The following is a 19,879-nucleotide window of genomic DNA, read 5'->3' on the forward strand; positions in this document are numbered from 1 at the left end:
CGGTGGCGGACGCCCCAGCCTGGGCGTCACGGATTTGTCGCAGCGCCTTTTAGCAGGAACGGCAGAGCGAGCAAGCACGCGTGCATGCATGGCTTCTGGTCCAGCGCATGGCGGGAGCGCGATGCCTGGGCCGTGGCGTTTTGGCGGGACCGTGCCATGGCGCCCCGCATCGCAGCACTAAGAAGATGCAGTTCAGCACGGAGCGCGGTCTATCCGCGCGACGGAGCCGATCGGGAAAGGTTGGTCAGCAACGCCGACCTTGCCATGTACCGGGCGAAGAACGACGTGACGCGAGCCGTCTGCTTCTACGAATCCGCCATGGACGAGACGGCGCGGGCGCGCCGCGCCTTGGCCACCGACCTTCGCCAGGCGATCGACCGCGGCGAGCTTTCGCTTCACTATCAGGTGCAGACCTCGGTCCCGACCGGCGCCACCTGCGGCTACGAGGCGCTGCTGCGCTGGACCCATCCCGTGCATGGCATGATCCCGCCCGCCGAATTCATCCCGATTGCCGAAGAGAACGGCTCGATCATGGCGATCGGCGAATGGGTGCTGCGGACCGCGTGCCGGCAGGCGGCCTCGTGGGGCAATGGCCACAAGATCGCGGTCAATTTGTCGCCGGTGCAGTTCGCCCATGCCGATCTCGCCAAGCTCGTCCATCAGATCCTGATCGAGACCGGGCTGTCGCCGAAACGGCTGGAGCTGGAGTTGACCGAATCGACGATCGTCGCCGACAAGGTGCGCACGCTGCATGTCCTGCGCCAGGTCAAGGCGCTTGGGGTGACGATCGCGATCGACGATTTCGGCACCGGCTATTCATCGCTCGATACGCTGCGCTCGTTTCCCTTCGACAAGATCAAGCTCGACCGCTCATTCATGGCCGATGTCGAGCGAAGCCCGCAGGCCAAGGCCATCATCCGGGCGGTGCTGACGCTGGGCCGCAGCCTCGACATTCCGGTGCTCGCCGAAGGCGTCGAGACACATGTCCAGCTCACCATCCTGCAGGTCGAAGGCTGCAATGAGGCGCAAGGCTATTTTCTCGGCCGGCCCAAGCCGATCGACCAGATCACCGGGGACACCGATGTCCGCAACGATCGACTCTTCGCGGAGGAGCCAGCGAGGATACGGCTGAGCAGGCAGGCATAGGACTGCCGCGGCCGGCGCCCAGCGAATGCCGTGCAGACGCCTGCTGGATCGAGATCGGATCGCTGCTGTGTCTGGCGTCGACATGGCGCATCCTGTATAGGCCTCCCAATTCCCCGGGGCCGCTCATGTCGTTCATTCCAGACACCACCACGCTGATCCAGTTCGCCATCGCCACGGTCATCCTGGCGATCACGCCGGGGCCGGACATGACCCTGTTCGTCTCGCGCACGCTGAGCCAGGGCCGTGCCACCGGCTTTGCCTCGATGGCCGGCGCGCTTTGCGGCACGCTGATCCACACCACGCTGGTGGTGGTCGGCGTCTCGGCGCTGATCGTCGCCTCGCCGATGGCATTCTTCGTGCTGAAGATCTTCGGCGCCGGCTATCTCGTCTTCCTGGCCTGGCAGGCAATCACCAGGGGCTCGGCCTTTTCGCCGGAGAAGAAGACGGGACCCGAGATTTCGCTGTTGCGCAGCTGGGCGGCGGGCCTCGGCGTCAATCTGCTCAACCCGAAGATCATCCTGTTCTTCATGACCTTCCTGCCGCAGTTCGTCTCCGCACATGATCCGAACGCACCGGGAAAGCTGTTTTTCCTGGGCACGATGTTCATCGTGCTGTCGGTCCCGGTGACGGTGCCGATGGTGCTGGCGGCGGAAAAGTTTTCGGCGGCGATGAAGGCAAGCCCGCGCGTTACGCGGGTGGTCGACTATCTCTTCGCCGGCGTGTTCTCCGCCTTCGCCCTCAAGATCCTGACGGCGCAGGCGAAGTAGGCGCCGTCATCCTGTCCAGCCATCCTCTTTTGATCCTGGTTCGCCTTGCCACCAGCTTGCGGCCCAGCGCCCGGCGCTGAGCCAGTAAAAGATACCACCGACCATGCCGCTGCCGATCACGGCCATGATGGCGCTGGTGTCCCTGACGGCGAAGGCGGTGTCACCGCTGTGGTCGGCAAGCCCGAGGAAAACACCGGCAACCACCGCGCCCGCCAGCGCATAGAACAGCCAGTCGCGCCGGCCCAGGATTTCGGCAAGCAGGATGACGACAGAGGCCGGCATCAGGGCGAAATAGGCGACGAACAGGGCGGCGAAGGGAATTGAAAAATACAGGGAAGCCGTCGCCGTCGGATGCGCATGCTCCGGCGTGTAGCCGAGCGATGCCAGGAACAGGATGTTGAGGAAGGCGCTCGCCGCCAGCGAGGCGACGGCATAGCCGAACAGGATGACGGTGAAACGGATGAGGTAGCCGACGAGACGCGCCATCAATCCCGGCCCAGATTCCGGCCCGTGCCGGACCTGCGTCCAGCCAGAAGCCAGTAGATCCAACCGGCGGCGATGCCGGCGGTGGCGAGAAAACCCAGAAAGCCCGGATTGAAGACAAAGCTGCTGGCCGAGCGCGGCATGGATACGCCAAAGGCGATGGACGTGATCGCACCGGTGGCGGCGAAGTAGAACCATCCCCGAAGTGAAAACCGTTCGGCGACAAAAAGCGCCGGACCGACGATCAACAGCGCGCCGATCATTACGGTCAACACGGCGAGCGGGAACGAACCAAGCCAGTCGAAGGCGAAAATGATCGACCAGTTGCCGTCTTCGATGCCTTCCAGAAGAGCGATCAGCAGCACCGGCACCAGGATCGAGGTCAGCACGGCGGCGACATAGCCGACCGCCATGATGGCGAGGCGTCTTAGCCAGGCGAAGGGGCGGTTCACGCCTCGCCGTGCCCCGCTATCATCATCGCTTCCAGAGCCAGCCGGTCCACCTTGCGCATGCGCTCGGAGTCGGATTTGAGCTGGCCGCAGGCGGCGAGGATGTCGCGGCCGCGCGGCGTGCGGATCGGCGAGGCATAGCCGGCATTGTTGATGTAGTCGGCGAATTTCTCGATCGTCTCCCAGTCCGAGCACTGGTAATTGGTGCCCGGCCACGGGTTGAACGGGATCAGGTTGATCTTGGCCGGAATGCCCTTGAGCAGCTTGATCAGTCCCTTGGCGTCCTCGATGGAATCGTTGACGTCCTTCAGCATCACATATTCGAAGGTGATGCGCTTGGCGTTCGACAGGCCGGGATAGGCGCGGCAGGCGGCGATCAGTTCCTTCAGCGGATACTTCTTGTTGATCGGCACAAGCAAGTCGCGCAGATCGTCATTGGTGGCATGCAGCGAGATTGCCAGCATGACGCCGATTTCCTCGCCGGTGCGGAAGATTTCCGGCACGACGCCGGAGGTCGACAGCGTGATGCGCCGCTTCGACAGGGACAGGCCGTCACCGTCGGAAGCGATCAGCAGCGCCTTCTTCACCGCTTCGAAATTGTAAAGCGGCTCGCCCATGCCCATCATGACGATATTGGACACTTTGCGGCCTTCGGCCGGCACGATGGCGCCGTCGGGCGTGTCGCGGTCAGGGAAATCGCCGAGCCGGTCGCGGGCGGTGAGCAGCTGGGCGAGGATCTCCTCGGCCGTCAGATTGCGCACCAGCTTCTGCGTGCCGGTGTGGCAGAACGAGCAGGTCAGCGTGCAGCCCACCTGCGAGGAGATGCACAGCGTGCCGCGACCCTCTTCGGGAATGTAGACGGTTTCGATCTCGACAGGCCGGCCGGCGCCGCGCGGCGGAAAGCGGAACAGCCACTTTCGCGTGCCGTCGGCGGAAATCTGCTCCTCGACGATCTCGGGCCTGGCGACGGTGAAATGCTTGTCGAGCTCAGCACGCAGATCCTTGGAGATGTTGAACATGCCGGCGAAATCGGAGACGCCGCGCACATACATCCAGTGCCACAGCTGCTGGGCGCGCATTTTCGCCTGGCGCTCGGGCACAGCGCCTGATGCAACCAGAGTCTCGGCGAGTTCGATCCGCGTCAGGCCGATCAGCGACTGCTTTTCGGGCTGTGCCGCGCGGGCACGCAACGCGTCGCGGGCGCTGTCAGTGGTGAGATCGAATGAAAGGGTCATGGTTGCACTGATATAAGCGGTTTGCGGCCGATTTCACGCATCGTGCCGGAAAGGAAGCGCGGCGCATAGCACAGGTTGAGGGCAGAGTCATGCTCAGCTAGCTTTACGATCTACGATCGCCTTGGAACGACGTCGGCACCGCCCCTCGTCATGGCGGGCATTTCTCTCCCGATAATGCCTGTCTTGCGGCGGCAGCGCGTTTGGCTGATGGCTTCCCCCACTCCGTCGAGCGTAGCTCGACGGAGTGGGGGCCGACCTTTCACCGAAGCGATGCTTCCGCCTGGCACTCAGGCGAGCGCCAACGACAGGTTTTTCCGGCGCTAGTTTAATAGACTGCCCAGCTGTGTTAGGCCGAAACATTCCCCGCTCGAGGACAGACATGGCCGGCACATCGCGAAAATATCCCATGCTGCGGCGTTCGCGCGCGATGTGGGGCTCACGGCGGGTCTGGCAGCCGCGCCTGGTGTTCTGGGCCGGCGCGCTTGGCATCGGTGTGATCAGCGTGCTGTTCGCGGTGCTGGCCGACAGGGCGCAGGAACTGTTTCAACTGATGACAGGAGATGCAGGCGGCTGGCGTTTCTATCTGCCGCTTGCCATTACGCCGTTGGGTTTCGTGCTGTGCGCCTGGCTTGCCCACACCTTCTTTCCCGGTTCGCAAGGCAGCGGCATTCCGCAGGCGATCGCCGCCCGCCATCTGCGTGACGACGAGGACCGCAGCCACATCCTGTCCCTCAAACTGGTGGCCGGCAAAATCATGCTCACCATCGTCGGCCTGTTCTGCGGCGCCTCGATCGGCCGCGAGGGTCCGACGGTGCAAGTCGGCGCGTCGCTGATGCTGCAGGCGGCACGCTGGGGCGGCATGGTGCAGGCCCGGGGTCTGATCCTGGCCGGGTCGGCCGCCGGGATTGCCGCCGCCTTCAACACGCCGCTGGCCGGCATCGTCTTCGCCATCGAGGAGATGGGCCGCACCTATGAGGCGCGAACCAACGGGCTGGTGCTGACGGCGGTGATCCTGGCCGGTCTCGCTTCGCTCGGGCTGCTCGGCAACTACACCTATTTTGGCGTCGCCAGGGACACCATCTCGTTTGCCGCCGAGTGGCCGCTGGTGATTGCCTGCGGCGTCATCGGCGGCGGGTTCGGCGCGCTGTTCTCGCTGCTGGCGTTGAAGGCGACGCGGCGGATCCGGCGCTGGAACACTGGGCAGCCTTTGCGGCGCGCCCTGGTCGTGGCCGCAATCTGCGGGCTTGCGGTGGCGGTGATCGGCATCGCCTCAGGCGGGCTGACCTTCGGCACCGGTTACGTGCAGGCGCGGGGCGCCGTCGAAGGCACGCCGCTGCCGTGGTTCTTCTTCGCCGAAAAGTTCCTGGCGGGATTGCTGTCGATGATCTCGGGCATTCCGGGCGGTATCTTCGCGCCCTCGCTGGCTGTCGGCGCCGGCATCGGCAGTTCGCTCGGCCTCCTCTTTGGCGCGAGCACTGGGGTGGCGGCACTGCTCGGCATGGCCGGCTATTTCGCCGGTGTGGTGCAAGCGCCGATGACGGCCTTCGTCATCATCCTGGAGATGACCGGCAATCACGACAATGTCATCGCGCTGATGCTGGCCTCGATGCTGGGCTACGGCACGGCGCGCATGATCTCGCACGAGCCGCTCTATCACGCGCTATCGCGTGTCTTCATCGCCGAGGCGATCCGGCGCCGCCGGGCGGAGGCCGGGCCGGGGCAAGTATGAAAGAAAAAAGGCCGGGCTTCGCGGCCCGGCCTTTCTCTCAAAAAAAGTAGCTTTGCCTATTTACACTTGGCGATCGATGTCAGCGCCGCCGAAATGCCCTTCAGAGAGAAGACATAGGAGGTGGGATTGCCGCGGCCGGACTTCGCCGTCACCTTCATGTCGGTGCCGGTCTTCATGGCGGCGATCAGTACCGGCTCCTCGGCGGCATTCTCGACCCAGGCCGATTTGCCGCGCGTGAACATCGAAAACGTCTTCTTGTCGATGGTCACAGTGGCCTTGGAGCCTTCCTGGAAATTGTAGCCGGCAATGAATTGCGGCTCGTAGGACACTTGCTGGCCGGGCCGCTGGCTGACGAAGAAGAACATATCGCCATGGTCGAGCGTGGGCGGCTGCTTGTCGGTCGGCACGGTCAGGACATAGCAGACCTTGCCGCCCGATGCCTGGTAGCTGTAGGTGCCCCAGGCATTGTGCTGGCCGATCTTGGTCGCCGACTGCGCCAGTGCCGGCGCTGCCACGGCCACCAGGGCCAGACTCGAAACTATCGCAATCAATCCGCGCATCGCTTTTCCCGTATTCCAAATGGTGCGGAGGCAGGCCGGCTTGGCGTCCTGCCCGTCGCTTCATTTTGATTTAATCTGGGTTACCAAACGGTGAATTTCCGAAGAGAAAAGGACCCTCACCCCGAGGAAACCGCCACCATACCCGCGCCGCCGCCCTGCGAGCGGGTGGCGCGACATCCCTTTGGCGACTTGGAGGCCACGAAAGCGGCAAGAGTTTGACTTTTTACGCTGTCGCCGAAAGCCGGCTTCAACGGCGTTCCGCGCGCGTGTTCAGCCCTTCTCGGCCATGGCGTCCCTGGCGGCCTGCCGGTGCGCAGTGGTGATATGGGCACTGACGGCGGTGATCGCGGCGGTGAGCACGGCGATGTCGTCGGTGAAGCCAAGCCCGAAGACGAAGTCGGGGATGACATCCACCGGCAGCACGAAATAACCGAGCGCGGCCAGCAGAATGCCCTTGGCGCGCAGCGGCGTGTTCTTGTCCATGGCGCAATAATAGGCGGCCACGACCTCTTCCATGAAGGGGATCTGCCGCGCGGCCTTCTTGGCTGTGCGCCAGAATTTCTCGCGCACTTCGCTCTCGTCTGACGGCTTGCCGCCAAAGCCGAAGAAATCAAAACCGGATTGTTGCGCCATCAGTCTCTCCTTGCGGGGCTCATGCGCATCCGGCGCCTGCCCGCGGGGAAAATGTGGTGAAACCCGACCCCCGCTACAAGATGCCGGTGCCGATTTGGGCCTGCCGAGGCGATACCAGGCCTCAGGCGCCGGCAAAACGGTTCATTTTCGTGGCCAGATCGATATCGAGCGCAGTGACGCCGCCGGCGTCGTGGGTGTTCAGCGTCACGTCGACGGTCTTGTATACATTCGACCACTCGGGATGATGATCCATCGCCTCGGCGGCAAGCGCGACGCGGGTCATGAAGGCGAAAGCCTCGGAGAAATTCGCGAAGGTGAATGTGCGCTTGATGGAGGCGCCGTCTTCCGCCAGCGCCCAGCCGTCGAGGCCCGTCAATGCGGCTTCAGCGGCTTGCCTGCCCAGTTTCTCTCTCGCCATGTCCCTATCCTGTGCTATTCGAAAACGACCCTCACCATAGCGACGGATCGATGAGCGCGAAGCCTATAAATTCCATTCTCTTCGTCTGCCTCGGCAACATCTGCCGGTCGCCGCTGGCGGAAGGTGTCTTCCGCGCCGTTTGGGCCGAGCGCGGGTCGGCCCGGGATATCCTGCTCGATTCGGCGGGAACCAGTGACTGGGAGGCCGGCTCTGCCCCCGATCGACGCGCGATCGCGGTCGCCATGCGGCACGGCGTCGACATTTCCGGGCAGAGGGCGCGCAAGGTCACGCCACAGGACCTCCACCGTTTCGACCTGATCCTTGGCATGGACCGGTCGAATGTCGCCGACCTGAAGGCGCTGGCGCCGGCGGCCGTGCAGGACCGCATCCATCTGTTCCTGGAATTCGCGCAGGGAAAGGCACGCGACGTGCCGGATCCTTATCATGACGAGGCAGAAGCCTTCGCTTCCGCCTATCGCATGATCCGCGAGGCGTCGGAGGCGCTGGCGACAAGGCTGGAGGCGCGGGCGTCCGTGCCTGACAGCGGCCAGGCTTCCTCGACGATGTAGGGTCCGCCGCCGACCGAATCGCGCGACGACATCAAAACGAAACGGCCGATGCGGAACGGCAGCGTCGAGAAATTGCCGCGCGCCGACAGATATTGGGCAACGTCCAGCGGGGTCGAATTGCGCAAGCGCGCCAGCGTCACATGCGGCATGAATTTGCGCGGGTCGGCCGGGATGCCGAGCCGCTGGCAGATGCGGTCGATCTCACCTTGAAGGGCGGCCAGATCGGGCGAGGCGGAAGCGCCCGCCCACACCGCATGCGGCTTCTTCTGGCCGAAAGCGCCGACGCCGGTCAGCGCCAGCGAGAAAGAAGGGCGGTGGACGCGGTCGAGCGCGTTGGCGATCTCGTCGGCGACATGGCCGGGAACATCGCCGATGAAGCGCAGCGTCAGATGGTAGTTTTCGACGTCGATCCAGCGGGCTCCCGGCAAGCCGCCCCGCAGCAGGGACAGCGAAAGGGCAGCGTCACGCGGAATTTCGAGGGCGGTGAAAAGACGCGGCATGAAGAGCCTCCCTTCCTCGAATCGAACTGTCACCCATAGCGAATCATCGATAGTCAAACGGAGCAAGAGGTTTGTTGGCCACAGTCCCTGTTAAAAGCTCGCCGGGCGGAAACAGTTCCAACCCGCTAGGAATCGCCCGGCACCGCCGCGATCACCTTCTCGACAGCGGGCAGGATGCGTTCGACCATCTGGTCGACGCCTCGTGCGCTCGGATGCAGGCCGTCCTCGAGCTGCATGCCGGGCTGGCCGGCGACGCCATCGAGAAAGAACGGGTAGAGCGCGACGTCGTATTTCTTCGCCAGGTCCGGGAAAATGGCGTCGAAGGCGCTCTGGTAGTCGGGACCGAGATTGGGTGCGGCGCGCATGCCGGCCAGAAGCACGGCAATCTTGCGCTGCTTCAGCTTGCTCAGCATCTCGTCGAGGTTCTTTTTGGTGATGTCGGGCGAGACGCCGCGCAGCATGTCGTTGGCGCCGAGTTCGAGGATGACCAGCTGCGTGCCGTCCGGCACCGACCAGTCAAGCCGCGCCAGGCCGCCGCTCGTCGTGTCGCCGGAGACGCCGGCATTGGCGACGGTCACGTCGTGGCCTTTGGCGCCAAGCGCTGCCTGCAGCCTGTCGGTAAAGCCCTGGTCGGGTCCAAGGCCATAGCCCGCCATCAGGCTGTCACCGAAGCCGACGATCTTGAACGGCTCGGCACGCGCCGACGACATGACGCCGCAAATGGCGAGGAAAACCACGAAGCCTGCGGCAATACTGCGTTTGAAAGACATGCGGCAGGCCCCATATGAGCTAGGAATTCTTCAGTCGACGGCTTCCGGCAAGCAGAGCCTTCATTCCCAGATATAGGACGATTTCATTTTGACAGAAGCCGTCATCGCGCTGAAAGATGTGTCCCTGACCCTTGGCGAGGGCGCTTCATCGGTCCATGTGCTGAAGGGGGTGAGCCTCGATGTGGCGACCGGCGAGGCGACCGGCATCGTCGGACCTTCGGGTTCCGGCAAGTCAACCTTGCTGATGGTCCTGGCAGGCCTGGAAAGGGTCGATTCGGGTACGGTCCGAATCGCCGGCGAGCTGCTCAACGGCAAGAGCGAGGACCAGATCGCTTCGTTTCGGGGCCGAAACATTGGCATCGTGTTCCAGTCCTTCCATCTCATTCCCAACATGACGGCGCTCGAAAATGTCGCGGTGCCGCTGGAACTGGCGGGCCATGCCGATCCGTTCGCGGTGGCGGCGCGCGAGCTGGCGGCGGTTGGCCTCAGCGACCGCGTCACCCACTATCCCGGCGAATTGTCGGGCGGCGAGCAGCAGCGCGTGGCGATCGCCCGCGCATTGGCGCCGTCGCCGCGCATCCTGATCGCCGACGAGCCGACCGGCAATCTGGACCAGGCGACCGGGCGGCAGGTCGCTGACCTCTTGTTTGCAAAGGCGGCCGAGCGCGGCATGACGCTGGTGCTGGTCACGCATGATCCGGCGCTCGCGGCACGCTGTTCGCGCCAGGTTTCGATGCGCTCGGGCCGGATCGAGGCACCGGCGCCGGTCAAGGTGACGGCCTGATGCCGCTGTCCCGGACGTTGAGGCTCGCTGTCCGCTTCTCGCTGCGCGAGATGCGCGGCGGCCTGTCCGGTTTCCTGATCTTCCTCGCCTGCATCGCGCTCGGCGTCGCGGCCATCGGCGGCGTCAACTCGGTGGCGCGTTCGATCACCGCCGGTGTCGCCAATCAGGGCCAGACGCTGCTTGGCGGCGATCTTCGCTTCCAGATCAACCAGCGTGACGCCAGTCAGGCGGAGCGCAGCTTCCTTGACGGGCTCGGCACGGTTTCGCGGACCGCCAGCATGCGTTCGATGGCGCGTCTGGCCGACGGATCCGACCAGGCGCTGGTCGAGGCCAAGGCGGTCGACCATGCCTATCCGCTCTATGGCACGCTGGAGACCGAGCCGGCGCTGTCGAAACAGGAACTGTTCGGCGAAGAGTTCGGCGTCTTCGGTGCGGCAGCGCCCGATCTTCTGTTCGAGCGGTTGCACGTCAAGCTTGGCGACCGGCTGAAGCTCGGCACCGCCACTTTCGAACTGCGCGCCAAGCTGGTCGCCGAACCGGATGCCGTGTCCGACGGTTTCGGCTTCGCGCCGAGGCTGATGATCTCGACCGAAGGGTTGGCGGCCACTGGACTGATCCAGCCGGGCAGCCTGGTCGAGAATGCCTACAAAATCCGGCTGCCGGCGGACGCCGACGAGACGAGGCTCAAGGCCATCCAGGATCAGGCCGCCACGGATTTTCCGGAAGCCGGCTGGTCGATCCGCACGCGCAGCAACGCGGCGCCCGCGCTGTCGTCCAACATCGAACGCTTCTCACAGTTCCTGACCCTGGTCGGGCTGACGGCGCTGGTGGTCGGCGGCGTCGGCGTCGCCAATGCGGTGCGCGCCTATCTCGACGGCAAGCGCGGCGTCATCGCCACCTTCAAGAGCCTGGGCGCTTCGGGCGGCTTCGTCTTTGCCGTCTATCTCGTGCAGATCCTGATCATAGCCGGATTGGGTATCGTGCTGGGCCTTGTGCTCGGCGCACTAATGCCCTTCGCGGCGAGCGCGGCCTTGCAATCCGTCATTCCGGTGCCGGCCGAAGGCGGCTTCTATCCCGGCGCGCTCGGCATGGCGGCGCTGTTCGGCCTGCTGGTGACGTTGGCTTTCGCGCTGCTGCCGCTCGGCCGCGCCCGCGACGTGCCGGCAACCGCGCTGTTTCGCGAAATGGGGCTGGAAGGCCGCGGCTTGCCGCGCCCCGCCTATGTCGCGGCGGCCATAGGCATCGCGCTGCTGCTTGCGGCGCTGGCCATTCTGTTCTCGGGCGACCAGCGCATCGCCTCGATCTTTGTCGGCGCTACCGTCTTCGCCTTCCTGGTGCTGCGCGCGGTCGGCGCACTGGTGCAATGGACGGCCAGGAAAAGCCCGCGCGTGCGCTTCGTGGCGCTCAGGCTCGCCATCGGCAACATCCATCGGCCAGGCGCCCTGACGCCATCGGTGGTGCTGTCCCTGGGGCTCGGGCTGACGCTATTGGTGACGCTGGCGCTGATCGACGGCAATCTCAGGCGACAGATCTCGGGCAGCCTGCCGGAACGGGCGCCGAACTTCTTCTTCGTCGACATCCAGAGCGCCGATGTCGCGTCCTTCTCGGCGCTGATCGGCAAGGAGGCGCCGCAGGGCGTGCTGGCCAAGGTGCCGATGCTGCGCGGCCGGGTGATGGCGCTGAACGGTGTCGACGTCGACAAGGTGAAGGTGCCGGCGGAAGGCGCCTGGGTGCTGAGGGGGGATCGCGGCCTGACCTATGACACCAGGCAGCCGGAGAACGCGACGCTGACCGAGGGCAGTTGGTGGCCCGAAAATTACAGCGGCGAACCGCTGGTTTCGTTTTCGGCGCAAGAAGGCAAGGAGATCGGGCTGAAGCTCGGCGACACCATCACCGTCAATGTGCTGGGCCGCAATGTCACGGCCAGGATCGCCAGTTTCCGCCAAGTCGAATGGGAGACGATGGGTATCAATTTCGTCATGGTCTTCTCGCCCAACACATTCGCGGGCGCCCCGCATGGCTGGATGGCGACGCTGACCGAAAAGAGTGCATCGACGGCCGACGACGCCCGCATCCTCAACGCCGTCACCCGCGCCTTCCCGGCGGTGACGACGGTGCGGGTCAAGGACGCGCTCGACGTCGTCAACCGGCTGGTCGGGCAGCTCGGCACGGCGATCCGGGCGGCCGCTGGCGTGGCGCTGATCGCTTCGGTGCTGGTGCTGGCCGGCGCGCTTGCAGCCGGCAACCGGGCGCGCATCCATGATGCGGTGGTGTTGAAGACGCTGGGCGCGACACGCACGATGCTGATATCGGCCTTCTCGCTCGAATATATGCTGATCGGGCTGGCCACCGCCATTTTCGCGCTGGCGGCGGGCAGCGCAGCCGCCTGGTTCGTCGTCGCGCGCATCATGACTTTGCCGTCGCATTTCATGCCGGAGGTGGCGGTGGCAACCATTCTGTTTTCGCTGGTGATCACGGTCGGCATTGGTCTCGCCGGCACCTGGCGGGTGCTCGGCCACAAGGCAGCACCGGTGCTGCGCAACCTGTGACGACAGGCCCGGAACGGGCACCATGGATTAAATCTTGGTAAGAAAGCCGTCCGAAAAGCCGAGGAATCGGCGCTTCGCCCTCTCACGAACCGTTACATCCGGTTACGGTCTTGTTCTTGACGCGAATAACCATCATATTTCGCCACAGGCATGCTGGAGCCCTGCCAGCGGCGCCTGGGTCCGGAAGGACCTGACACCGGACGGGGCAGAAGCAATAGAGGACTACAATGGCTGATCCCATTCGCAACTACCAGACGCGCGCCGTGCCCGGCGTCGGCGTCGGTGCCGACATCGATCAGGGCCTGCGCGCCTACATGATCAAGGTTTACAATCTGATGGGGCTTGGCCTCCTCATCACCGGTCTTGCCGCTGTCGGCACGATCATGCTGGCCACCACCACCGATCCGGCTTCGGCTGTCGCGACGCTGCCGAGCGGCGAGATGCTGACGTCCTTCGGCTACGCGATCTTCGGCTCGCCGCTGCGCTGGGTGGTGATGCTGGCGCCGCTGGCCGCCGTTCTGTTCCTGTCGTTCCGCGTCCAGTCGATGAGCGTTTCGGCGGCGCAGACGACGTTCTGGGTCTATGCCGGTCTCGTCGGCCTGTCGCTGTCTTCGATCTTCCTGGTCTACACCACGGCCAGCATTTCACAGACCTTCTTCGCCACGGCCGCCGCCTTCGGTGCGCTGTCGCTGTTCGGCTACACCACCAAGCGCGACCTGACGGCGATGGGCTCGTTCCTGATCATGGGCGTGTTCGGCATCATCATCGCGTCGGTGATCAACATCTTCCTGCAGTCGTCGGCGCTGTCGTTTGCCGTGTCGGCGATCGGCGTGCTGGTCTTCGCGGGCCTCACCGCCTATGACACGCAGAAGATCAAGGAGATGTATTTCGAGGGCGACAGTTCGGACGTTGCCGGCCGCAAGGCGATCATGGGCGCGCTGACGCTCTATCTCGACTTCATCAACCTGTTCATGTTCCTGTTGCAGTTCATGGGCGACCGTCGCTAGTTCAGCATGCTGGACCATCGAGTTCCAAAAGGGCGGCCCAACGGCCGCCCTTTTCTTTTGTGCCGGGCTTTGCTGTTATCGCGAGCAGAGAAATGGCACGCATAAATTATGAGCACTATTACGATTCGACCGGCGACAGCGGCCGACCTCGACAGCATCACGGGCATCTACGCCGACGCGGTCGCCAAAGGCACGGCGAGCTATGAGTTGGAGCCGCCGAGCCGCGCGGAGATGGGTGTTCGATTCGACAGCCTGATGGCCGGCGGCTTTCCCTACCTGGTGGCGGAGAAGGACGGCGCGGTTCTCGGCTACGCCTATGCCGGTGCCTTCCGGCCACGCCCGGCCTATCGCTTCATTGTCGAGGATTCGGTCTATGTCGCGCCCGAGGCCAAGGGCCAGGGCGTCGGGCTCAAGCTGATGCAAAGCCTGATCGAGGCGGTGACGACGGCGGGCTTTCGCCAGATCATCGCGGTGATCGGCGATGGCCGTCCCGACAGCGCCTCGGTGCGGCTGCACGAAAAGCTCGGCTTTCGCCATTCGGGCCGCCTTGAAGGTTCCGGCTACAAGCACGGCCGCTGGCTGGACACGGTGTTCATGCAGCTGTCCCTGAATGGCGGTGCCTCGACGCCGCCCGATCCGAGTTCGCTTCCAGAGCGGAAGTTTCGCCTTAGAGGGGACTGAAGAAGGAACTGGAGAATTGCGGAATTGAAGAACTGAAGAATAAAAAAAGCGGCGGCAACAGATGACGCCGAGGCCTTTTCTCAACTCATCAATTCTCCATTTCTTCAATTCCCCTGCTCTAATTCCCTGCTCAGGCTTCGACCAGCTTCAACTTGCTGTCGAACACACCAAGCACGCGGCCGAGTTCCTGGCCGCGTTTCAAGATGCGGCCGCCGGCGGCGATGACGGCAAAGGCGCCCTGCTTGCGGGCCAGTTTCGGATCCTTGACGATCTGGAACAGCGGCACTTCGCTGGTGCGGCGGAAGACGGAAAAGACAGCGCGGTCGGCGAGATGATCGATGGCGTAGTCGCGCCATTCATTGGCGGCGACCATGCGTCCGTAGAGCCTGAGGATCTGGTCCAGCTCGCGTCGGTCGAACCGCACCGGCTGATCGAGACGTTCGCGTCGCGCCTCGTGCAGCGGGATTATTGCGGATGCGTCCCCATCCCCCGTCCCGCCACTGTCATCGGTCATGCCTCGATCCTTCAAAATGAATCTTTGCCAACCAAAGTTGGCGTGTTCGCGACTGAATTGCAAGGCCCGGCGAACCGAGCCCCGCGCCGCGCCGTTTCCGTCACGTCCAGTCACTTTTATGAAACGCCGTGTTGGAATTGGTGATGTTCCGCCACATTTCTGCCTTTTTTTATCCGCGCTCATGCCCCAATGTCCGACGAATTTACCGGCGTTGCCTGAGACGGTTCGGTCCGGCACCGGCTCGTAAACCCCAAGCCCCCCGCCCACGGGTCTGCGTCGGATCGAACCAACCTCGGCTCTTCCTCGGAAGAACCGGGAGCGACGATCCCAAAACCTAAATGACCGGCGTCAGAAGCAAGCTGACGTCGGTTTTTTATTGGCTGGTGATAGGTGAACCTTCGCGCTACCGCGGCAGGGGTTTGAGCGCTCTATCTCAAGGCTTGTGGATGAATGCGGCGCCGAGAATGGGACCGGGCATGCCGTCCTTGCCGACCGACTGCAGCAGCACGGCGCAGCCGCCCTTTTTGGCAATCTCGCTCATCGGCAGTTCGTAGCGCTGTGCCTTGCCATGCCACATGCCGGCGGTCTGGATGCCGGTGACGGCGTTCCAGTAGGTCATCTTGCGGCCGGTATTTTCGCCCTCGCCGACTTTGACCGTCTGCGGCGGGTCGAAATAGACGATGACGACATGGGCGTCGCTGGGGCCGTTGCCGGCATCGCCGGCGTCGATCATCACGCGATCGCTGGTGCGGCTGACCTTGACGGCGACGCGCATGCCTTCGCCGCTCTTGGCCATGCGGGCGAGCGCACCATCGACCTCGCCGCGGTTGGCGCCGTTGACATGGACGCGGCCATTGATGACGGCCTGCGGCGTATAGACGGAGCGGCTGCCGAAGGCGCGCATATAGTCGTATTGCCGCTCGGTGTTCTCCTTGCGGCCGAGCGTGTCCTGCCAGCCGAGATAGTCCCAGTAGTCGACGTGATAGGCGAGCGCGACGATGTCTTCCTTGGCGGCAAGTTCGGAGAACAGAGTATCGGCCGGCGGGCAGGAACTGCAGCCCTGGCTGGTGAACAGCTCGACCACGCCCAATGGCTTTTCGATCTGGACCCGGTCGGTCTGGGCGCGATCGGATTCGCCGGCATGCCCGGCGCCGGCAGACGCCGAGAAGGCCAGCGCAAGAGCTGCCAGCCACAATGATTTTCGCGAGGCCATGGCCATTCCGATTCCCGCCGGTGATGCCGGCTTTATCTTGATTGCTGAAATATGTGGCAGAACCGGAAGTCAACGGGAAGTCACGTTGCGGTGAAATTTTGCCGTTGCAGCCGACCGCAACCGCGCAATAGGAAGGATCTGCGCTTCAGGATAGAAACCGATTCGGGCGGCAATCGCGATGTGGCAAACGTTTTTGGCGCCGGTCGACCTCTATTGCGAGCGGACCGGCCCGGAATTCTGGTCCGAACCGGTCAACGCCCTGACCAACTTCGCCTTCATCGCCGCCGGCCTGTGGGGCGTGCGCGAGGTGCGAAGGCTGGGCACCGGCGCCTTCGCCGAGGTGCTGGCCTGGTGGGTGGTGGCGATCGGCATCGGCTCGACGATCTTCCATACTTTTGCCACCAAGGGCACGGTCTGGGCCGACGTGCTGCCGATCGCCGGCTTCACGCTGGCCTACACGCTGTTCAATCTGCGTCGCTTCCTCGGCATGCGATGGGGCAAAGCCATCGCCATCTTCATCGCCTTCTATGTGATTGCCGGGGCGATAACCGTTGCCGTGCCGGACTGGCTGCGCCAGGCGTCGAACGGCACGACGGGCTATCTGCCGCCGTTCCTGGCGCTCGCCTTCTTCGGCGCGCTGGTGGCCGCCAGCGGCAATCGCGCCGGCTGGTACAATCTGGCCGGGTCGGCGATCTTCGTGGTGTCCGTCGTCTGCCGGATGATCGACCCGCTGGTCTGCGGCGGTTTCCCGCTCGGCACGCACTTCCTCTGGCACATCCTCAACGGGCTGATGCTGGCTGTGTTGTTGGCCGCCGCGGCGCGGTTCGGGAAGCCGAAAGTAAGGGAATAGGGGAATAGGGGAATAGGGGAATAGGGGAATAGGGGAATAGGTATTCCCTTCCCTACTCCCTTACTCCCCTACTCCCTTACTAAGCTGCCAAATCGCGCAGCACGTATTGCAGGATGCCGCCGTTCTTGAAGTAGTCGAGCTCATCCAGCGTATCGATGCGGCAGATGATCGGCACGTTCTTCACCGTGCCGTCGCCATAGGTGATTTTGGCGATCATCGTCTGGCGCGGCTTGATGGTGCTCAGTCCGTCGATCTCGACCAGCTCGTCTCCCTTGAGGTTGAGCGATGCCCATGAGGTGCCTTCCTCGAAGACGAAGGGGATAACGCCCATGCCGACCAGGTTCGAGCGATGGATGCGCTCGAAGGACTGGGCGATGACCGCGCGGACACCGAGCAGATTGGTTCCCTTGGCCGCCCAGTCGCGCGACGAGCCGTTGCCGTATTCGACGCCGGCGAAGACGACCAGCGGCACGCCTTCCCTTTTGTACTCCATCGCCGCGTCGTAGATCGATTCCTCTTCCTTCGACGGGTAGTGGATGGTGTAGCCGCCCTCGCGGCCGTTCTCGCCCAGCATGTGGTTGCGGATGCGGATGTTGGCGAAGGTGCCGCGCATCATCACCTCGTGATTGCCGCGCCGTGTGCCGTACTGGTTGAAGTCGGCGACGCCGACGCCGTGGTCGGTGAGGTATTTGCCGGCCGGTGAGGCCGCCTTGATCGAACCCGCCGGCGAGATGTGATCGGTGGTGATCTTGTCGCCGAACAGGCCGAGCACGCGGGCGCCCTTGATGTCGCCGATCTTGCCGAAACCTGATGTCATGCCGGCGAAATAGGGCGGGTTCTGCACATAGGTCGAGTTGTCGTCCCAGGCATAGGTCTGGCCTTCCGGCGCCTTGACGTTCTGCCAGTACTCGTCGCCCTTGAAGACGTCGGCATATTTGCGGGCGAACAGCTCGCGGGTGACGTTCTTCTCGATGAACTCCTGGATTTCGGCCGAGCTCGGCCAGATGTCCTTGAGGTAGACCGGCTCGCCGTTCTTGTCCTCGCCGAGCGGCTCTGTCGTGAGGTCCTTGGTGACAGTTCCGGCCAGCGCATGCGCGACGACCAGCGGCGGCGAGGCCAGATAGTTGGCCTGCACGTCAGGCGAGACACGGCCTTCGAAGTTGCGATTGCCGGACAGGACCGCGGCGGCGATCAGGCCCTTGTCGTTGATGGTTTTGGAGATCGGCGCCGGCAGCGGGCCGGAATTGCCGATACAGGTGGTGCAGCCGAAGCCGACCAGGTTGAAGCCGATCTGGTCGAGCTCCTTCTGCAGGCCGGATTTCTCCAGATATTCGGCGACCACCTGGCTGCCGGGAGCCAGCGAGGTCTTCACCCACGGCTTCTGCTTCAAACCGAGCCGGTTGGCATTGCGGGCCAAAAGACCGGCGCCGATCAGCACGCTCGGGTTCGAGGTGTTGGTGCAGGAGGTGATGGCGGCAATGACGACATCGCCGTGACCGAGATCATGGTCGGTGCCTTCGACGGCATAGCGCTTGGAGATTTCGGCCGCCTTCTTGTATTCGGTCTCCATCGCCTTGGCGAAGCCTTCCGGAATGCCTTCCAGGGCGACGCGGCCTTCAGGCCGCTTGGGGCCGGCCATCGACGGCACGACGGAACCAAGTTCGAGCTCGAGCAGATCAGTGAAGACAGGGTCGGCCGAGCCGGTTTCGCGCCACAGGCCCTGCGCCTTGGCATAGGCCTCGACCAGCGCGATGCGGTCCTCGCTGCGGCCGGACATTGTGAGATAGCGGATGGTTTCCGAGTCGACCGGGAAGAAGCCGCAGGTGGCGCCATATTCGGGGGCCATGTTGCCGATGGTGGCGCGGTCGGCCAGCGTCATGTTGGAGAGGCCCGGGCCGAAGAACTCGACGAACTTGCCGACGACCCCCTTCTTGCGCAGCATCTGCGTGACGGTGAGCACGAGGTCGGTGGCGGTGACGCCCTCTTTCAGCTTGCCGGTGAGACGGAAGCCGATGACTTCCGGCAGCAGCATGGAGACCGGCTGGCCGAGCATGGCCGCCTCGGCCTCGATGCCGCCGACGCCCCAGCCGAGCACGCCCAGGCCGTTGATCATGGTGGTGTGCGAATCGGTGCCGACGCAGGTGTCGGGATAGGCTGTGGTTTCGCCGTCCTCGGTGTTGGTCCACACCACCTGGCCGAGATATTCGAGGTTGACCTGATGGCAGATGCCGGTGCCGGGCGGCACGACGCGGAAGTTGCGGAACGCCTGCTGGCCCCATTTCAGGAATTTGTAGCGCTCTTCGTTGCGCTCATATTCCAGCTCGACATTGCGGGCGAAGGCCATCGGCGTGCCGAATTCGTCGACGATGACGGAATGGTCGATGACGAGGTCGACCGGCACCAGCGGGTTGATCTTCTGCGGATCGCCGCCGAGCGAAGCCATGGCGTCGCGCATTGCGGCAAGGTCGACCACGGCCGGAACGCCGGTGAAATCCTGCATCAGCACGCGGGCCGGGCGATAGGCGATCTCGACGCCGGCGGTGCCCTTATCGGTTAGCCAGCCGGCCACCGCCTGGATCGATTCCTTGGTGACGGAGCGGCCGTCTTCGTTGCGCAGCAGGTTTTCCAGCAGCACCTTCATCGAATAGGGCAGTTGCGAGATGCCGGTAAGGCCGTTCTTTTCGGCCTCGATGAGATCGAAATAGGCATATTCAGCGCCGCCTGCGGTCAGCGTGCGGCGGCAATTGAAACTGTCGAGGGATTTTGACACGTGCGATCCTTGTCTGTTCAGCCTGAAAGGGAACGGACGCCGATGGCATGCAATCACGCGCAAAGGTGCGGGTACGGCCATTTCCGCTGTCCGTTCCCAAGCAACCCGAGCCGTTCAAGGCGGCGCGTGCGCTGGTTCGGCGCTAATTCTGTTCCCGTGCCGACCGCTGGCACGGATGCACCGCATATAGAGAATTTTCTGGAATAGTTCTAGACAGTTGGAAAGCAATTTTGTGCGATGCGGCAGCGGCCG

The 19,879-nt window shown here is 63.9% G+C and carries 19 protein-coding genes and 1 pseudogene; 9 read left to right on the forward strand and 11 right to left on the reverse strand.

Annotated elements, in window-relative coordinates:
* Nucleotides 1-204 precede the first annotated feature (204 nt).
* Nucleotides 205-1,146 (forward strand): annotated as a pseudogene (locus tag MESCI_RS04735) (putative bifunctional diguanylate cyclase/phosphodiesterase); the annotation flags it as partial.
* 125 nt (nt 1,147-1,271) lie between these two features.
* Nucleotides 1,272-1,913, forward strand: a complete 642-nt coding sequence (locus MESCI_RS04740; protein ID WP_013528810.1) for a LysE family translocator — start codon at nt 1,272-1,274, stop codon at nt 1,911-1,913.
* A gap of 6 nt (nt 1,914-1,919) precedes the next feature.
* On the opposite strand, the gene MESCI_RS04745 is transcribed toward MESCI_RS04740, so the two are convergent.
* Genes MESCI_RS04745 through rlmN form a run of 3 tightly spaced genes read right to left on the reverse strand, consistent with a single transcriptional unit; the run spans nt 1,920 to nt 4,080 of the window.
* Nucleotides 1,920-2,399 (reverse strand): hypothetical protein, encoded by a 480-nt coding sequence (locus MESCI_RS04745; RefSeq protein WP_013528811.1) that lies wholly within the window; start codon nt 2,397-2,399, stop codon nt 1,920-1,922.
* The gene (locus MESCI_RS04750) at nt 2,399-2,848 is read right to left on the reverse strand and encodes a hypothetical protein (protein ID WP_013528812.1); all 450 of its coding nucleotides are present in this window, start codon (nt 2,846-2,848) and stop codon (nt 2,399-2,401) included. The genes MESCI_RS04745 and MESCI_RS04750 overlap by 1 nt, the downstream gene beginning before the upstream one ends.
* Nucleotides 2,845-4,080, reverse strand: a complete 1,236-nt coding sequence (rlmN, locus tag MESCI_RS04755; protein WP_013528813.1) for a dual-specificity RNA methyltransferase RlmN — start codon at nt 4,078-4,080, stop codon at nt 2,845-2,847. Before rlmN ends, MESCI_RS04750 begins: the two co-directional genes overlap by 4 nt.
* A 379-nt stretch (nt 4,081-4,459) precedes the next feature.
* Here rlmN and MESCI_RS04760 point away from each other — a divergent pair, with 379 nt between their 5' ends.
* The gene (locus MESCI_RS04760) at nt 4,460-5,809 is read left to right on the forward strand and encodes a chloride channel protein (protein ID WP_013528814.1); all 1,350 of its coding nucleotides are present in this window, start codon (nt 4,460-4,462) and stop codon (nt 5,807-5,809) included.
* A 56-nt stretch (nt 5,810-5,865) separates the two neighbouring features.
* Here MESCI_RS04760 and MESCI_RS04765 read toward each other — a convergent pair whose 3' ends face one another.
* From MESCI_RS04765 to MESCI_RS04775, 3 genes are all read right to left on the reverse strand, one after another.
* Nucleotides 5,866-6,369 (reverse strand): invasion associated locus B family protein, encoded by a 504-nt coding sequence (locus tag MESCI_RS04765; protein ID WP_013528815.1) that lies wholly within the window; start codon nt 6,367-6,369, stop codon nt 5,866-5,868.
* A 270-nt stretch (nt 6,370-6,639) separates the two neighbouring features.
* Nucleotides 6,640-7,002 (reverse strand): YkvA family protein, encoded by a 363-nt coding sequence (locus tag MESCI_RS04770; RefSeq protein ID WP_013528816.1) that lies wholly within the window; start codon nt 7,000-7,002, stop codon nt 6,640-6,642.
* A 121-nt stretch (nt 7,003-7,123) separates the two neighbouring features.
* Nucleotides 7,124-7,420: a 4a-hydroxytetrahydrobiopterin dehydratase gene (locus MESCI_RS04775; RefSeq protein WP_013528817.1), complete on the reverse strand. Its 297-nt coding sequence runs from the start codon at nt 7,418-7,420 to the stop codon at nt 7,124-7,126.
* Between the two features lie 50 nt (nt 7,421-7,470).
* Between MESCI_RS04775 and MESCI_RS04780 the strand changes: the two genes are divergently transcribed.
* Nucleotides 7,471-7,989: a low molecular weight protein-tyrosine-phosphatase gene (locus MESCI_RS04780; RefSeq protein WP_013528818.1), complete on the forward strand. Its 519-nt coding sequence runs from the start codon at nt 7,471-7,473 to the stop codon at nt 7,987-7,989.
* On the opposite strand, the gene thpR is transcribed toward MESCI_RS04780, so the two are convergent.
* Nucleotides 7,893-8,489 (reverse strand): RNA 2',3'-cyclic phosphodiesterase, encoded by a 597-nt coding sequence (gene thpR, locus MESCI_RS04785; RefSeq protein ID WP_013528819.1) that lies wholly within the window; start codon nt 8,487-8,489, stop codon nt 7,893-7,895. The genes MESCI_RS04780 and thpR overlap by 97 nt on opposite strands.
* 125 nt (nt 8,490-8,614) lie before the next feature.
* Complete coding sequence (locus MESCI_RS04790; protein WP_013528820.1) at nt 8,615-9,259, reverse strand: arylesterase; 645 nt, start codon at nt 9,257-9,259, stop codon at nt 8,615-8,617.
* Nucleotides 9,260-9,347: 88 nt separating this feature from the next.
* Here MESCI_RS04790 and MESCI_RS04795 point away from each other — a divergent pair, with 88 nt between their 5' ends.
* The 4 genes from MESCI_RS04795 (at nt 9,348) to MESCI_RS04810 (ending at nt 14,280) form a co-directional block, all read left to right on the forward strand.
* A complete protein-coding gene (locus tag MESCI_RS04795) occupies nt 9,348-10,043 on the forward strand; it encodes an ABC transporter ATP-binding protein (RefSeq protein ID WP_013528821.1) in 696 nt (231 codons plus the stop codon).
* The gene (locus MESCI_RS04800; protein ID WP_013528822.1) at nt 10,043-12,592 is read left to right on the forward strand and encodes an ABC transporter permease; all 2,550 of its coding nucleotides are present in this window, start codon (nt 10,043-10,045) and stop codon (nt 12,590-12,592) included. Before MESCI_RS04795 ends, MESCI_RS04800 begins: the two co-directional genes overlap by 1 nt.
* A gap of 227 nt (nt 12,593-12,819) precedes the next feature.
* On the forward strand, nt 12,820-13,599 hold the full coding sequence (locus MESCI_RS04805) for a Bax inhibitor-1/YccA family protein (protein WP_013528823.1): 780 nt from the start codon (nt 12,820-12,822) through the stop codon (nt 13,597-13,599).
* Between the two features lie 108 nt (nt 13,600-13,707).
* Complete coding sequence (locus MESCI_RS04810) at nt 13,708-14,280, forward strand: GNAT family N-acetyltransferase (RefSeq protein ID WP_013528824.1); 573 nt, start codon at nt 13,708-13,710, stop codon at nt 14,278-14,280.
* Between the two features lie 130 nt (nt 14,281-14,410).
* On the opposite strand, the gene MESCI_RS04815 is transcribed toward MESCI_RS04810, so the two are convergent.
* The gene (locus MESCI_RS04815; protein ID WP_013528825.1) at nt 14,411-14,794 is read right to left on the reverse strand and encodes a DUF2794 domain-containing protein; all 384 of its coding nucleotides are present in this window, start codon (nt 14,792-14,794) and stop codon (nt 14,411-14,413) included.
* A 433-nt stretch (nt 14,795-15,227) separates the two neighbouring features.
* Nucleotides 15,228-16,013 (reverse strand): DUF1223 domain-containing protein, encoded by a 786-nt coding sequence (locus MESCI_RS04820; RefSeq protein WP_013528826.1) that lies wholly within the window; start codon nt 16,011-16,013, stop codon nt 15,228-15,230.
* 172 nt (nt 16,014-16,185) lie between these two features.
* On the opposite strand from MESCI_RS04820, the gene MESCI_RS04825 reads away from it, so the two are divergent.
* The gene (locus MESCI_RS04825; protein WP_013528827.1) at nt 16,186-16,857 is read left to right on the forward strand and encodes a ceramidase domain-containing protein; all 672 of its coding nucleotides are present in this window, start codon (nt 16,186-16,188) and stop codon (nt 16,855-16,857) included.
* A 79-nt stretch (nt 16,858-16,936) separates the two neighbouring features.
* Here MESCI_RS04825 and acnA read toward each other — a convergent pair whose 3' ends face one another.
* Nucleotides 16,937-19,627: an aconitate hydratase AcnA gene (gene acnA / locus MESCI_RS04830; protein ID WP_013528828.1), complete on the reverse strand. Its 2,691-nt coding sequence runs from the start codon at nt 19,625-19,627 to the stop codon at nt 16,937-16,939.
* Between the last annotated feature and the right edge of the window lie 252 nt (nt 19,628-19,879).

This window comes from Mesorhizobium ciceri biovar biserrulae WSM1271 (assembly GCF_000185905.1).
Taxonomy (GTDB): domain Bacteria; phylum Pseudomonadota; class Alphaproteobacteria; order Rhizobiales; family Rhizobiaceae; genus Mesorhizobium; species Mesorhizobium ciceri.

Bases quoted from the DNA above. Each gene is read 5' to 3' on its own strand.
- MESCI_RS04810 (WP_013528824.1), top strand. From the start codon at position 13,708: ATGAGCACTATTACGATTCGACCGGCGACAGCGGCCGACCTCGACAGC.
- rlmN (WP_013528813.1), bottom strand. From the start codon at position 4,080: ATGACCCTTTCATTCGATCTCACCACTGACAGCGCCCGCGACGCGTTG.
- MESCI_RS04745 (WP_013528811.1), bottom strand. From the start codon at position 2,399: ATGGCGCGTCTCGTCGGCTACCTCATCCGTTTCACCGTCATCCTGTTC.
- thpR (WP_013528819.1), bottom strand. From the start codon at position 8,489: ATGCCGCGTCTTTTCACCGCCCTCGAAATTCCGCGTGACGCTGCCCTT.
- MESCI_RS04780 (WP_013528818.1), top strand. From the start codon at position 7,471: ATGAGCGCGAAGCCTATAAATTCCATTCTCTTCGTCTGCCTCGGCAAC.
- MESCI_RS04820 (WP_013528826.1), bottom strand. From the start codon at position 16,013: ATGGCCATGGCCTCGCGAAAATCATTGTGGCTGGCAGCTCTTGCGCTG.
- MESCI_RS04775 (WP_013528817.1), bottom strand. From the start codon at position 7,420: ATGGCGAGAGAGAAACTGGGCAGGCAAGCCGCTGAAGCCGCATTGACG.
- MESCI_RS04760 (WP_013528814.1), top strand. From the start codon at position 4,460: ATGGCCGGCACATCGCGAAAATATCCCATGCTGCGGCGTTCGCGCGCG.
- MESCI_RS04740 (WP_013528810.1), top strand. From the start codon at position 1,272: ATGTCGTTCATTCCAGACACCACCACGCTGATCCAGTTCGCCATCGCC.
- MESCI_RS04770 (WP_013528816.1), bottom strand. From the start codon at position 7,002: ATGGCGCAACAATCCGGTTTTGATTTCTTCGGCTTTGGCGGCAAGCCG.
- MESCI_RS04790 (WP_013528820.1), bottom strand. From the start codon at position 9,259: ATGTCTTTCAAACGCAGTATTGCCGCAGGCTTCGTGGTTTTCCTCGCC.
- MESCI_RS04825 (WP_013528827.1), top strand. From the start codon at position 16,186: ATGTGGCAAACGTTTTTGGCGCCGGTCGACCTCTATTGCGAGCGGACC.
- MESCI_RS04805 (WP_013528823.1), top strand. From the start codon at position 12,820: ATGGCTGATCCCATTCGCAACTACCAGACGCGCGCCGTGCCCGGCGTC.
- MESCI_RS04765 (WP_013528815.1), bottom strand. From the start codon at position 6,369: ATGCGCGGATTGATTGCGATAGTTTCGAGTCTGGCCCTGGTGGCCGTG.
- MESCI_RS04815 (WP_013528825.1), bottom strand. From the start codon at position 14,794: ATGACCGATGACAGTGGCGGGACGGGGGATGGGGACGCATCCGCAATA.
- MESCI_RS04800 (WP_013528822.1), top strand. From the start codon at position 10,043: ATGCCGCTGTCCCGGACGTTGAGGCTCGCTGTCCGCTTCTCGCTGCGC.